We start from the raw sequence: 13,986 nt of genomic DNA, 5'->3' as shown, positions 1-13,986 counted from the left end.
GATGCAAGCATAAACACTTTGGAACACACATGTTATACGGCAAAATTACTGGCTGGGGTAAATGTTTACCCCCTGCAATTCTCACAAATCAAGCAATTAGTGACGTAGTTGATACTAACGATGAATGGATCACGTCGCGTACCGGCATTTCTGAACGTCGGGTCAGTCATGTCTCCACCGCAGAATTAGCAACTGCTGCGGCAAAAAATGCACTTGCGTGTGCAGGCATTGATGGCAGTGATATTGATTTAGTGCTGCTTGCAACCTGCAGTCCATCAACAATGGTGGCCAATACCGCTTCATTGGTACAAAAAAATATTGGTGCCGTTGGTGCCGCAGCCTGTGATGTTAATGCTGCATGTTCTGGTTTTTTATATGCATTACAAAATGCCACAGCGCAAATTCAGGCTGGAATGATCAAAAAAGCGGTGGTGATTGGTGCAGAACGCATGACTTGGTACGTTAACTGGGCAAGACGCGACAGCGCCGTATTATTTGGTGATGGCGCAGGTGCAGTGGTCATTGAAGCCTGTGATGAGCCATGTGGCCTAATGGCAACCAAAACAGGTTGTGATAGCACCGACAGAGACATATTACATATCACCAATTTTGGTACCGACATCAATAAATACGATGCCCCTGTAGGGCCTTCTGATTTATTATTTGAAGGACGTGAAATATTCAAACGTGCCGTTAAAGGCATGAGCGACGCCTGTGATGATGTATTGCAAAAGGCTGATTTAGCGTTAACAGATATTGATGTGCTTATTCCGCATCAAGCAAATTTACGGATCATCCAAGCGATTGCTCAACGTCTTGATGTTTCAGATGACAAAATCATGGTCAATATCAACAAATATGGCAATACCTCGGCAGCAACTGTGCCTATTGCATTGTGTGAAGCTGTTGAACAAGGGCTTATTCAACCTGATTCGAATATTATGTCTGCCGCATTTGGTGCAGGCTTAACCTGGGCTGCCTCTTATATCAAATGGGGTGAGCGTATTACCCCTATCAACCAGCCAACAGCAAAGCTACCTCAAAACACTAAAACAGCGCTCGAACTGCTTGATGGCGCAATCAAAGCCTGCCAATCAGCGTAATTTACTGCAGTATCCAGAACACACAGGGCGCGCACTGCGCGCCCTTAACCACAAGCTCTATTTTTGCAAAATACTCATTAAACTCGTTTTTTTATAAACATCAGCTACATTTTTAAATACACCTCATTAGATGTTTTTAAATTAAAAATGGAGCAGTAGATATGACTGATGAGCCTAGCTTTCATGATAGACGGTCCTCACTTCGCCTTGATATGGAAAAAGAACTCATTTCTATCCATTGGCTTGATGCCAAAGGCATACAACAAAACCGTGATGTAATGTGTGTTGATGTCTCAAGCGGTGGCCTGCGCTTTAGCTTAGAGCAAAGCATTCCAATTGACGCTCAAATAGAAGTACATTTCAAACCTCGCCAACCTTTAACTACAAAACGTTTAGCAACAGTCATTCGCTCAGAGCAGCAAGATCATGGCTGGTTTGATATTGGTCTTATCTTTTCTAAAAAATAATGAGTTTACCTCAGTACGTATTAAGGATTTGTAATGATTATTTTAGTTGGTGGTGAAAAAGGTGGTAGTGGTAAAAGTTGTTTAGCCCAAAACATAGCGGTTTACTTAGCAAAACATAAACAATCGACAGTGTTGATGGTCGACTGTGATCCACAGCGTACTTCCTCAGATTGGATCCAAGCGCGCTCGGCCAATCCAAAACTACCGATGATTAATTGCGTGCAATTATACGGTAAGATCCGCAACGATCTTATCAGCCTTGAAAACCATTATGATTATTTAGTCATCGATTGTGGTGGGCAAGATAATTTAGCGCTACGTGCAGCCATGTCTGTTGCAGATCATGTCTTAATTCCACTTAGACCAAAACGCCGTGATTTAAAAACCGTGCCTCATATGGAAGATATTTTATCGACCTGTAAAATGGTCAATCCTAAAATGAATGCTTCATTTGTGATGACACAATGCCCATCATTACCAAATCAATCCAGCCGGATCATAGAAGCCAAAGAGGTCTGTGATTCTTTTGGCATTAATGTACTTAATGCTATTACTTACAGTCGTAATATTTATGACGATAGTGAAGAAAACGGCGAATCCGTGATTGAAATTGATCCGTCAGGCAAAGCAGCTGAAGAAATTATTGCCATTGCTGAAGAAATGCTGGCTATAAAACCAGGAACAAGCCATGAGTTTAGCTGATCTGAAAAAAAAGGTGGCAGGCAAAAACCTCAAAAAATTGGATGTAGATGAATTTATAGAAGATGCGACTGCCTACGCACAAGGCCATTCAATTTTAACTCAACCTACTTTGCCAGCTAAAAAACGAAAGCAAAACGCACGAGCGCGCAACTTCAAAAATGCGACCTTTACACTCAGCCACGAGCATATAGAACAACTTAATCATTTAGCTGAGCACACAGGTTTTGCAAAATCTCGTATTTTACGGCTTTTAATTGAACAACTTGCAGATCATAATGATGAGGATATTGACGCTTTACTTACAACGCTAAAAAAAACATCGTCAAATAAAACGGATAACTAATCGAGCATTGCTTTTGATAAGTAAAAACAAAATTAAATGATAGATTTTGGCAGTAGCGAGAAAGGATAATAAATAGAACAGCGGGTAGTATTACCACCCGCCGATAAACACCAGTTAAACGGGTGCTTTAGCGCGAGATTTGTACTCACCAGTACGAGTATCGATTTCGATCCAATCGTCGATGTTACAAAAATCAGGTACTTTAATTTCTGTACCATTGCTTAATTTAGCAGGCTTCATTACTTTACCTGTTGTATCACCACGTGCTGAACCTTCAGTGTACGTTACTTGACGGATGATAGTGGTTGGTAAATCAACAGTGATTACTTTGCCTTCGAAGAAAACCGCAGTACAAATGTCTTCCATGCCATCAACAATGTATGGTAATACGCTTTCTAAATCTTCAGCATTGATTTCATACTGGTTGTAATCCGCATCCATGAATACATAAAGATCATCAGCAGTATAAGAGTAAGTAACTTCGATACGATCAAGAATTACTGGCTCCATTTTATCGTCAACTTTGTAAACTGTTTCTGTTGAAGAACCAGTTAATAAGTTCTTCAATTTCATTTTAACGATAGCACTAGAGCGACCAGATTTAGTGAACTCAGCTTTTTGAATTAGCCATGGTTGACCGTCGATAAGCGCAACGCTGTTAGGCTTCATTTCTTGTGCAGTTTTCATATTAATTTCCGAAAAAGGATGAATACATAAAATAATTGAACGAGCATTATAACCAATTTAAATAAAACAGTGCCAGAGCTTGGGCAATATTTGTTTGTTTTGCCTGATGTTCGCACCAATTATTGCTATGTTTTGACACTTGTGGCCAATTTTCCCGTAATGTAAGCCAATTATTGCTTATATCTTCACCAATATTCCACTGACGCCACATGTCGTTTAACGCCATTTGGTGTGACAATGCTAAGTTTGGACAATAAAGTGCCAAAAAAGCGTCTAATTTTGGGATGTGTGCCTCTTCTTCTTGCGGATAAATATGCCACATAAAAGGTTTACCAGCCCATTGAGCACGCAAAAATGAATCTTCACCTCGTACAGCATTGAAGTCACAGCTCCAAAGCAATTGGTCATATTGCTCTTGGCTCATAAACGCAATCATTTGAACAGTTAATTGCCCTCGTTGATAAATGCCGCCAACTCGGAGTTCCTCGAGCCCTAAAAATGCTTTTATTTGCGGAATGACACGTCCTTCAGGCACTAATAAATGCACCGATTCATCGCCATTGGCTAAACAGTTTAGCCAACTGGCTAAGCTGTCATTTTCATAAGCAAAGAGCGAGATTAACAACGTATCATCTTTAACCTCGACACCTAATTGCTGTAAAAACTGCGCACGATAATCAGGGTGACTCAAAAACCGATCGCGCTGTAAAATTAAATCTTGCTCTTTAAAAAGACCGCCTGTCTTAGGCGTAAATCCTGGAAAGAAAAAATATTTTTGTAAACCATTTGATTGCAAAGATGGCAGACCATGGCAACCTTCAACCCAAGGCTCTGCACTTAAATATTCTAAATTAAGCCATAACGATGGTTTTTCTCGCAGCGCCATCGCTTGGATATAGTCTTTTGGTAATTCACACGCAAAAGCTTCAATCACCACATCGGCCGCATCACACGCTTGCCAGTTCGCAGGCCACTTGCGAATCGTCACACCTTGCTGTACTTGCATTGTTAAATGAGCATTGGCCTGCGGGCAAATACGGGCAAAAGCATCTAATTCATCAACCCATAAACACACATCAACATTTTGCTCTGCCACTAATTGTTTTGCTAAACGCCACGTCACACCAATGTCGCCAAAGTTATCAACAACACAACAAAAAATATCCCACTTTGTTCGCATTTTTATCTCTTTTGTAAGCACCTATCGCATTTCTATCTATTATTATGCCTTAAAACGGTGATGTTCCTGAACCAGAATATGACAAAGATGGCCACGTTTAACAAAAATAAGCACTCGATAAAATAGGCTAAATTCGAGCATGGCTTTTTGTTCACTTTGGATGCTAAACTCATCAGACCAGATTAAATATAAAATAATAAGGGGACACTATGAGCCAGCAACACATCAATAAACCAAATAAAGTGATGGCTTTATATACAAAACTTCAATCTTGGCCGTTTGGGCAGAAAATGTTTTCGCTTTTAGTCGCCAGAATGGCGCCTTATTTTGGCACCATCAATCCACTCATCACCGAGCTTAGAGTCAATTACTGTGAATGTTTAATTCGAAAACGTCGGGCTGTGCACAATCACATCAAAACCGTGCATGTCATTGCAATTTGTAATGGGTTAGAAATGGCAATGGGCGTGATGGCTGAAGCATCAGTACCAAAACATTTACGCTGGATCCCAAAAGGCATGAGTTTAGATTACACAGCAAAAGCAGGCAGTGATATTCGTTGTGTGGCCGAAGTAACACCGCAACAATGGGTAGTTGGTGATATGTTCGTGCCCGTCACCGCTTACGATGAACAAGGTACTATTGTGGTCAAAGGCCACATTAAATTGTGGATTTCAGAAAAGCCAAAAGCATAAGTTAAACCTGAGCCAGCAAAGCTCAGGTCTAATGAGCTCGTTACGCTTATTTGATTTCGGCACGGCTCATAAAACGTTGCTCGGCAGTATTAATTCTCAATCGATCACCCACAGCAATGTACTCAGGAACTTGAACCGTTAAACCGGTACTTAAACGTGCTGGTTTAGTTCGCGCACTCGCTGATGCACCTTTTACCGAAGGATCGGTTTCTTCAACTACTAGCTCAACACTTGGCGGTAAATCAATACCAACTGGTTTTCCGCCAATCAAAATGACATATAAGCCTTGGGTTTCATCGTTAAAAAAAGGCACTTCATCTGCAACCATTTCTTTATCAAGACTGTAAGGCGTGTAGTCTTCAATATCCATAAACACATATTCTGTGCCATCAACATAAGAGAACATCACTTCTTTACGCAACAAATCCGCTAATTTGAGCATATCAACGTCTTTAAACGTTTCGTCTACTTTCGCTCCAGTGACGACATCATAAAGGCGCATACGATATAAACTACCACCAGCTCGTCCTTGTGGGACTGAACGGGTAATATCTTTAATCATCAGTACACGACCATTGTGTTCAATTGCGGTACTTTTTTTAACTTCACTTGCCTTTGGCATAAAGGAATTCCTTATAAGATTTTTTGCGCCATGAAACATACCATGATTTTATATTTGGGCAAGTATTGAGGGCTTAAAAGAGCGCTAAGGTAGCGCATCAATTGAGCATAAGCTGATTTCCTACCCTAGATAACATTAAGGTAAAATTGCAGCCACCACAGTAATTTCAACTAACAGGCTAGGATCGGCCAATTGCGCATTGATACAGGCACGGCTTGGCGCTTTTCCCTCAGGTAACCATGCTTCCCAAAGTTGATTAAATAAACCAAGGTGGGCCAAATCGGTAAGATAAATAGTGACCGACAGCAAACTTGATAGATCACTACCAACCGATGCCAAAGAACGCTCTGTTTGTTGAAAAACTTGTTTGATTTGGCTTTCAATATCAGCCGTTGAGTCATCAGCCACTTCAACAAAATAGGCTGTGTGATTAAAAACGGTGATATCAGACCAACGTGGCGTAGGGTTAATACGTTTAATATCCATTTAACTTCCTAAAATCTAGACTTAAAAACCTATCATACCTAAAACATGGCTCAAACGATTCAAACTTTAAGTGAGTGCACTCGGTTGTAAATGATAGTAAAAGTTTGCTTCAATTTAATTAATTTGAGTTCTGGATAAGAGATTCAACAACATATTGAATTAAAAGTAGATTTATTAGTTATATTTTTCTAACTAGCACTTTTCAAAAATAACAAAGTGGATTGGCGCGTCAATAGCAAGCTTGTTGCACATTAATCCAATCCGATTAACGTTAAAAATAGAAGCCTGAGATAGAGTTATTATCCACTATTGGGCTTGATTCAGCTTAAACTCCATAATATCTTTTGCGGGTAACGCCTTGGCATAGTACCAACCTTGGGCAACTTGCACGCCTAAGCTTTTAATCCAATTGAGTTCTTGCTCAGTTTCAATCCCTTCTGCCACTATGGTATAACCCATTTGAATAAAAATATTCACCACATGCTGATACAGCAGTTTGCCTTTATCAGTTTGCGCTTGCACTAAAAATTGGCGGTCTAATTTAACCTGATTAACCGGCAAATTCGCCAGCATAAACAAGCTCGAATAACCCGTGCCAAAATCATCAATCACAGTATCAATTCCATATGTTTTAAGCTTGCTGATGTGCTCACACACTAAAGCTTGGTCGTTTAAATAGCTAGATTCTACTATTTCCACTTTTACCTGATTAGGAAACTCAGTAAATAATTGACATAACTTTTCAACCAATTCGGCTTGTGTGAGTACATTAGGATTAAGATTAATACTGACAATGGGCACAAAACCTTGTTTACGCCAATGGAGTAAATCTCTTGCTGTTTGCTCCATCACCCATAAATCAATCAGTTCTGTTTGTTGATGCGCCACTAAGGTATCAAGAAAATAAGGGCCAATTAATTTACCTTGGGCTGTTTTTAACCGTAATAACGCTTCAAAGCCCTGTACTTTTCCCGTTAATAAACACACTTGAGGCTGGTAATGCAACTGTAATTGTCCTTGGGCAATTTCATTGAGTACCGAATTTAATGCCTTAGTCGATTGTTTCGAAACCCGCTGCTGATTTAAAAAGCGTCGCTCACTGGTCGCTGCATATTGCTCTGACAAGTGTAATTGTTCGGTTAAACGTTGTAAGGCTAAATGATAGTTCGTTTTTTCTGCGCTCCACTTTAAAAAAGGGTAATAAATCAACGTATTAATTAAAATTAAGCACAGCTGTAAAATAATGGCCCCTAAATCGGTGCCCACTTGATAGCCATTAATCAATGTGGGCGTCATCCAACTGATTTCGGCTTGTTCAAACCCGACCCAGCCAGAAGATAAAAACAGATAAGCCAATAAAAAATTGATGCAAGGTGCGATTATAAAAGGCAGTAATAGAATTGGGTTCAAAAATACTGGCAAAGCAAATAATAAGATTTCACAAAAGTTGAATATAGTGAATGGGATAGATAACTTTGCGATATTTCGTTCATGCGTATATTTTGGCAATGCGAGCGCCGCTAAAATAAGTCCAACAAAACAACCTGTGCCACCAAGCAAAACAAAGGTATCGTAAAATGTTTTGGCATTTAAACCAGGAATAATATCTTGTTCAAGAAAGGACTGCTCAAATAACATGGTAAACATATTGTCACCATGTACGCCAAAAAACCAAAACATATGAGTGGTTATCATGCGCTCAAACATCAGCTCTGCGACACTCGACGTAGGGTCTGGCGTCAGCACTAACATAATTTGAATACCCAACCAATCAAAAATAGGTATTAAAAAAAATAAACCAAAAAACACTAAACTAAAGGGTAATACGAGCAATAGTTTTTCTTTTAAAAATTCACTTACCCCAAATAAATAACGACTATTTTTCGGCAAAAATATTGAGATATAATGCAGCAATGCACTGGTTAATGAGGGAATGACCACCGCATAAGCACTTGAACCTGTAGGGTTTAAACTAATTTCCCCTTGATTGAAGACTAAAAAATGACTATGCACGGCAAAACTCAGTAGCGCCAAAATAGCGCCGACAATACCGCTATGGCCTAAATTCTTTGAATAATGAAACCCAACCGAAAGCGTTACCATCAGCGGAAATAGCAACAAAATTAGCTGCGCACTTTGCTCTACCGTTTGGTTAATTCGACTATCACTGTCCGTCAGGCTAAAGTTAATGGCACCATTAATGAGTAAAATAGCCAGTGCAGAGCTGACAAAATAAGGTAATAAAGCAATAAATGACTCTCGCAAAGAGAGTAGATACCGAGAATGGATCCAGCTTTGAAAAATAGCGGTGAAATCAAGTGATTTGGCTTTCAAATTTCAGCTCTTCTTGAGATGGTTTGACTGATTATAGCCTTAAAAACCATGACTATACCTACACAAAATTTATTAATTTCATTTTACAATATGAACGAATAAACAAGGCTGTTTTCTACAGCCTTGTTTTACTGCTGTCAGCGTTAATGGCTAAAATACCAAAATAGATTGATCTCAAGTAAATCTTGTTTATTGAGTTGCTTGAGCCAATTATCTCCTTTGCCATTAAAATGGTATGCAGCCACCTCCAGTTTAGTCGATTGCCCTAAGCGCATACTCGCTTCTAATCGAATACTTTGGCTTGCATCGGTTAAATCATGCAGTACACCAAGGATCATTTCGGAGCTATCACTATCATTAAACGCCAAGCGCGTACCAATAAATAAATCATTTTGACCAAGCACTTGAGTTTTATCTCGATTATCACTCTGATATTCAATTAAATAACCAAGATCATACACAGTGGAAAAAATACCAACTTGCGTATATTCAGCGCCTAGCACCACAGCGGAAATACGACTTTTTTGATCTTGATTGAGAACATGTGCGCGATTTTTCCGCAACATCAACTCCGCTTTATAAATCCAAGCATCTTGAATATATTGTGCTGTGATCCCCAATTGCTGCATCTGCCCATAAAAAGCCTGACCAGTTTCACCCTTAAGTTGCACAATCGGCTCTCGGTTTGTGCCACTAAACGCCATCACACTCCAATCGAAAGCACCATAATGCTGAGTTAAGCGTACTGCACTATCAAGATGTCGCTGTAAAGCGCCAGAATCATACAGAGCTTTTTTATCCATGTTCATCGGTGGGGCAAATCGATTACCAACATCATAAAATTTTTGCGGGCGAAAATAAGGCAATAAAAACCATTCCACTTGACCATTATCAATTTGCTTTGTGTAATGGATCATAGCTTGGCCTAGTTTGTCTTCGCCATCTAAGCCCTCAAGTTGGTCTGTTTGGTTAATCACATCAACTAAATGAGCAGATTCGGTCACGCCCCAAAAAACTCGTGCCACCCCTATTTGCCATTCATAATCCTCACCATAGTTAAGCCAATAAAACTCTCGTAAATCTAAATGATTACGTTCGCTATTTTCTTTATCTAATCTTAACCACAATTCTCCATTCCACTGTTCCTCTCCTTGAGCATAGCTATAAAAACTATTGATGCTCAGTGCTGAGTTTGAATAAGCTTGGTTAGCATTACTAGCAGCACTAAATTGACGATGCTGCACACCAAACTCATGATAAATATCATAAGCTTGGCATGAACTTATGCTCATTAACGCCATCAGAAAAACGAGAAAAAAACCACTGATGACTTTGACCATTATCGCGCCCTTCTTAGACTTGCTTCAGTAAAGTCACTTTGAACTAAGCCTATATCAAAGTTCATTTGATGAGTTTGCAAAATGGTTTGTTTTTTTGTTTGATGATTGTCCATCTTTAGCAGATGTGCTCGCCAAAATTTATCTTGATAAAGATGATAATCAGTCAGGATCAGCGTTTTTAATAAGCTGTTTTTACGGTCATAATAATCCACTTTTAATGGTCGATAATGCGTTTTATCCAACCAAACTCTTTGTTTACTATATCCGGAGTATTTATCAACAGGACGCTGCTCTAGAATATAAACCGCTTGCTGCTCAAACTCTGACTCTTCAATAAAATCAAAATGATACTTTCCCAACTCAAAAGAGCTTAAATCTTCATAGGAAAACTCGCTGCCCATAAAAGGACCTGACTTATTTTGAGATGCGATCCGTTTTACTCGTTTTAAAGCTGGCAACCATAACCATTGATCGTCAGCTCCCTCAACATGACTGTGATTTAAAAATGCAGTGCCCTTCACATCAAGTGGCTGATCAAATATGGTTAAACCTTTATCACCATCGCCTTCAACTTCAAGACTTTTAATCCTCAACGCTCGTTCACTTTTATCGCCTTGAGCATTACTTAAAATCATAGTCATCTGGGCATCAGAGTTGCCCCAACCGCTATCACGAATTTTACGCTCTTTAGCGATAGCTGAGCCTTGTTCATCAGCATTAGCACCAAACATTAACCCTGTACTAAGCAGTAGTAGTGCGAACCAAATTTTCATTGTGTGCCTCCGATGTATATTGATGATCAAATAGAATTAAAAATGCAGGTAATAAGAAAAAATCTACCAGTAAAGCAATACTGATAATGAGAGCGGTTAGCTGGCCCATGTCTGAATTAAGCCTAAAATCCGACAATGCCAGAATGCTAAATCCCGCAACAAGGACAACTGTGGTGATCCAAAGTGCTTTACCGACTGTGACAAAAGCGTATCGCACTGACTCAGCAGCATTATTACCTTGACGCTTAGCATATTGATATTTAGCTAAAAAATGCACGGTATCATCAACTATGATGCCTAGTGTCATTGAAGCCACAATCGATAAACCTAAATTTATTTCTCCACTGATGAGACCCCAGAGTCCAAATCCAGCTAACGCAGGCAGGATATTTGGTAATAAACTCATCGTACCCAAACGCCAATCTCGCAGAGCAAAAATTAATAACGCCGAAATTAAAATCAAAGCTAACGGCAAGGAAGTGAGCATACTTTTCATATTGCGCTCACCAATGTGGGCAAACATCAAACTCGGACTCGAAGCAAGATAATGATATTGACTTGCATGCTGTGCTAACCAAGTATTCATTCGTTGTTCAAATGCTAACATTTCTGTACTACCCAAGTTTTCCAGCACCACCATAACGCGGCTTTGAGACTTACTAATATTGATTTGATTATTAAGATCAAGACCGTAAGGCAAACTCATTTCATACATTAATAAGTATTGCGCACCGAGAGTCCGCTCTGGTGCAAGGCGATAAAAGGCTTGATCATCACCGTGCATACTTTTGTTTAAGCGTTTTAATACGTCACTTAAACTCACGACATTATTGACTTCTGGCTGAGCACGTAACCAAGTACTAAATTGGTCAAGTACAGCTAAATAAGTGGGTTCATTTATTCCACCAGGCGCACCACTATCTAGAGCAATGCTCAAGGTCGCCATCCCTGAAATTCGCTCAGCCATAAAATCTGCGGCTTGACGAAATTCATTATCAACACTGAAGTATTTCACCGCTTCATCATTAATTTTATTTTGACCAATAAAACCAGTTGCAAAGGCAATTAAGATTACACTTATCCACAGTACTGGCTTAGCACGCGATGTAATAAATTCGGCAAAACGCGCCATCCCTTGCTGTTCAAGCTGCCTAGCTGATTGTTGAGTTACTTTTTGTGGTAAAAAATACAGCATTGCGGGTAATAAACTTATCGATAATAACCAAGCAAATATCACTCCGATGGCGGTTAAATTTCCAAACTCCCTAATTGCAGGTACATCTGAAAAATTCATGGTTAAAAAACCAATCGCTGTGGTAATGCTGGTAATAAATACAGGCTTATTATTGATCCGCACTGCAAATGCAAGTGCTTGAAGTTTATTATTTCCTTGGCTTAAGCCATGCCGCATCGAGGCAATGATATGCACACAATCTGCCACCGCTAACGTCATTACTATGGTAGGTACATTCACTGAAGCAGTATTGATAGCCATGCCAAGCCATCCTGCAATCCCTAACGTGCTCGTAATTGCCACAATTAAAACCACAAAAGTTGTGATTACTGCGGTGATTGAACGCAACATGAGCCCAAGTACAATCAATACAATTAGAAACATTAAAGGAACTAACGTGCTGCTATCTTGCTGCGCCGAACTGAAGAAGCTGTAGTTCATCATGATAATACCACTGCGATAGAATGTAACTTCAGGGTATTGTTCTTGAAATTCAGCTATTAATTTTTTGCTAAATGCTTCAATTTCATTTGCTTGTGCGGTTTTTTCGGCATCATCTAATGCTATTGTGACATTCACAACCGCCACCTTGCCATCAAAGGAAACTAAACGATTTACCAATTCTGGACGAGTTAACGCAACCGCTTTTGCTTGCTGAACTTGTTCTTGCGTCACGCTATCAAATTTATCGATTAAATCAGCAACGAGTAAGTCATCTTGTTGAGCTTGGGTATGTTGATAATTAGAAATCGAATCAACCCGAGTTGAATAAGGGATTTGCCAAGCGGCCTCAGTAATATCTCGCACTAGGGTTAAGTATTGGCGACTAAATAACTCATCACTTGGCGGTGCAATCACCAAGCTTAAATTATCATTTTTATTAAATGTGCGCTCAATTGCATCAAAAGCTTGTAACTGCGGATTATCTTCAGCAAAAAAAATCCGATAATCACCACGAAAGCTCAAGTTCTGCATCCCTGCAGCAATAATCGTTATTAAGATGGATAGTAATATTAATAAAATACCAGGCTTGGTTAACCAAGCTGGCAATGTGTCCGTTTTCATTTTAACTCCAAAAAGTGACGAAACGTCACTTAAGTGCAAAAAATTACAATTCGTTTAGCATTTTTAATTCCTCAGCAAAAATTTCTTGTTCGACCCGTTGCCATGTGCGCTGATAATCCCACGCAGTAGAAAGCGGCTGCCAATTAAGGCCATCTAATAAGCAATTAATGCCAAATAAAAATACATTGTGATCACGCACGCGCGCAATACTATGACAATCTATCGTACTAGATAATAAAGCAATACTGCCATACGATACCGCCCAGTTAGCAAATGCCACACAATCTAACCCGCTAGATGAACTAATTTTCAGCTCACCTGTAGCCAGTGCACCATGTAATACTTCATCAATTAATTCAGAACATTGCTGCTCTAAATCCGCTTGCAACTTCAAACGTTCCGCCGATGATTTTCCTATCACCCAAGGTGTTTTTGCGGTCATCAAACAGTTAAATAAGACAGGCTCAACCTTGGCAGACATCACATAGGCTACATGTAATGCAATTACACGCTCACGCGAAGTGCCATTAAACTTTTGAGCTCGTCGAAAAAAGCTGATTTCATGACGAAGTGCAGCGCTACATAGGGCTGTGATCACGTCTTCTTTACTTGAAAAATGATTGTAAATAGTTCCTTTGGAGTACGGGCTTGCTGCTGTGAGTTTATCCATAGTAAAGTTATTAAATCCCTCTTGCTCTACTATCGACTTGGCAATATGGAGAAGTTCATGCTCACGATCAGCAATGGCTTGTTGTTTCGGGGTATACGCCCGTTGAAATAAACAGCCATCGGTTTGACTCTCATCAATTTTGCACAAAAACTTAAACATATTCTTCACTTTCACATTTTCCCGCCCTCTAGTTACCATAATGTGTGTATTTTTACCAGTAATTCAACGCTAAACATTCCAACGACTTCGTCAGTACATTAGTTTATGACGAACCGTCATTTGTGA

14 protein-coding genes are annotated in these 13,986 nt (G+C 39.6%); 5 read left to right on the top strand and 9 right to left on the bottom strand.

The window, feature by feature from the left end; all coding sequences use genetic code 11:
• The first annotated feature begins 29 nt into the window (after positions 1-29).
• The 4 genes from PTUN_RS19420 (at position 30) to PTUN_RS19405 (ending at position 2,615) form a co-directional block, all read left to right on the top strand.
• Positions 30-1,103, top strand: a complete 1,074-nt coding sequence (locus PTUN_RS19420; RefSeq protein WP_009837025.1) for a ketoacyl-ACP synthase III — start codon at positions 30-32, stop codon at positions 1,101-1,103.
• Between the two features lie 161 nt (positions 1,104-1,264).
• Positions 1,265-1,570 (top strand): PilZ domain-containing protein, encoded by a 306-nt coding sequence (locus PTUN_RS19415; protein WP_040643474.1) that lies wholly within the window; start codon positions 1,265-1,267, stop codon positions 1,568-1,570.
• A gap of 33 nt (positions 1,571-1,603) precedes the next feature.
• A complete protein-coding gene (locus PTUN_RS19410; protein WP_009837028.1) occupies positions 1,604-2,272 on the top strand; it encodes an AAA family ATPase in 669 nt (222 codons plus the stop codon).
• On the top strand, positions 2,259-2,615 hold the full coding sequence (locus tag PTUN_RS19405; protein ID WP_009837029.1) for a hypothetical protein: 357 nt from the start codon (positions 2,259-2,261) through the stop codon (positions 2,613-2,615). The genes PTUN_RS19410 and PTUN_RS19405 overlap by 14 nt, the downstream gene beginning before the upstream one ends.
• 114 nt (positions 2,616-2,729) lie before the next feature.
• Here the strand turns inward: PTUN_RS19405 and efp are convergent, their stop codons facing one another.
• Together efp and earP are read right to left on the bottom strand one after the other, a co-directional pair.
• The gene (gene efp / locus PTUN_RS19400; RefSeq protein WP_009837030.1) at positions 2,730-3,302 is read right to left on the bottom strand and encodes an elongation factor P; all 573 of its coding nucleotides are present in this window, start codon (positions 3,300-3,302) and stop codon (positions 2,730-2,732) included.
• Between the two features lie 46 nt (positions 3,303-3,348).
• A complete protein-coding gene (gene earP, locus PTUN_RS19395; protein WP_009837031.1) occupies positions 3,349-4,482 on the bottom strand; it encodes an elongation factor P maturation arginine rhamnosyltransferase EarP in 1,134 nt (377 codons plus the stop codon).
• 209 nt (positions 4,483-4,691) lie between these two features.
• On the opposite strand from earP, the gene PTUN_RS19390 reads away from it, so the two are divergent.
• Complete coding sequence (locus PTUN_RS19390) at positions 4,692-5,177, top strand: hotdog fold domain-containing protein (protein WP_009837032.1); 486 nt, start codon at positions 4,692-4,694, stop codon at positions 5,175-5,177.
• A 46-nt stretch (positions 5,178-5,223) separates the two neighbouring features.
• Here the strand turns inward: PTUN_RS19390 and efpL are convergent, their stop codons facing one another.
• The 7 genes from efpL to PTUN_RS19355 all read right to left on the bottom strand — a co-directional run bounded on the left by efpL (position 5,224) and on the right by PTUN_RS19355 (position 13,860).
• Entirely contained in the window at positions 5,224-5,799 is a 576-nt protein-coding gene (gene efpL / locus PTUN_RS19385) for an elongation factor P-like protein EfpL (RefSeq protein WP_009837033.1), read from the bottom strand.
• A gap of 135 nt (positions 5,800-5,934) precedes the next feature.
• The gene (locus PTUN_RS19380; protein ID WP_009837034.1) at positions 5,935-6,285 is read right to left on the bottom strand and encodes a RidA family protein; all 351 of its coding nucleotides are present in this window, start codon (positions 6,283-6,285) and stop codon (positions 5,935-5,937) included.
• A 306-nt stretch (positions 6,286-6,591) separates the two neighbouring features.
• Complete coding sequence (locus PTUN_RS19375; RefSeq protein ID WP_009837035.1) at positions 6,592-8,619, bottom strand: EAL domain-containing protein; 2,028 nt, start codon at positions 8,617-8,619, stop codon at positions 6,592-6,594.
• A gap of 143 nt (positions 8,620-8,762) precedes the next feature.
• Positions 8,763-9,911: a hypothetical protein gene (locus PTUN_RS19370; protein WP_157579372.1), complete on the bottom strand. Its 1,149-nt coding sequence runs from the start codon at positions 9,909-9,911 to the stop codon at positions 8,763-8,765.
• A gap of 47 nt (positions 9,912-9,958) precedes the next feature.
• Complete coding sequence (locus PTUN_RS19365; protein WP_009837037.1) at positions 9,959-10,732, bottom strand: outer membrane lipoprotein-sorting protein; 774 nt, start codon at positions 10,730-10,732, stop codon at positions 9,959-9,961.
• Positions 10,701-13,031: an efflux RND transporter permease subunit gene (locus tag PTUN_RS19360; protein WP_009837038.1), complete on the bottom strand. Its 2,331-nt coding sequence runs from the start codon at positions 13,029-13,031 to the stop codon at positions 10,701-10,703. The genes PTUN_RS19365 and PTUN_RS19360 overlap by 32 nt, the downstream gene beginning before the upstream one ends.
• 43 nt (positions 13,032-13,074) lie before the next feature.
• Positions 13,075-13,860 carry a TetR/AcrR family transcriptional regulator gene (locus PTUN_RS19355; protein WP_009837039.1) on the bottom strand — a complete coding sequence of 262 codons (786 nt, stop codon included), beginning with the start codon at positions 13,858-13,860 and terminating at the stop codon, positions 13,075-13,077.
• Positions 13,861-13,986: the final 126 nt, after the last annotated feature.

The organism is Pseudoalteromonas tunicata, assembly GCF_002310815.1.
Taxonomy (GTDB): Bacteria; Pseudomonadota; Gammaproteobacteria; order Enterobacterales; family Alteromonadaceae; genus Pseudoalteromonas; species Pseudoalteromonas tunicata.
This window is presented reverse-complemented; position numbering and strand designations above follow the sequence as displayed.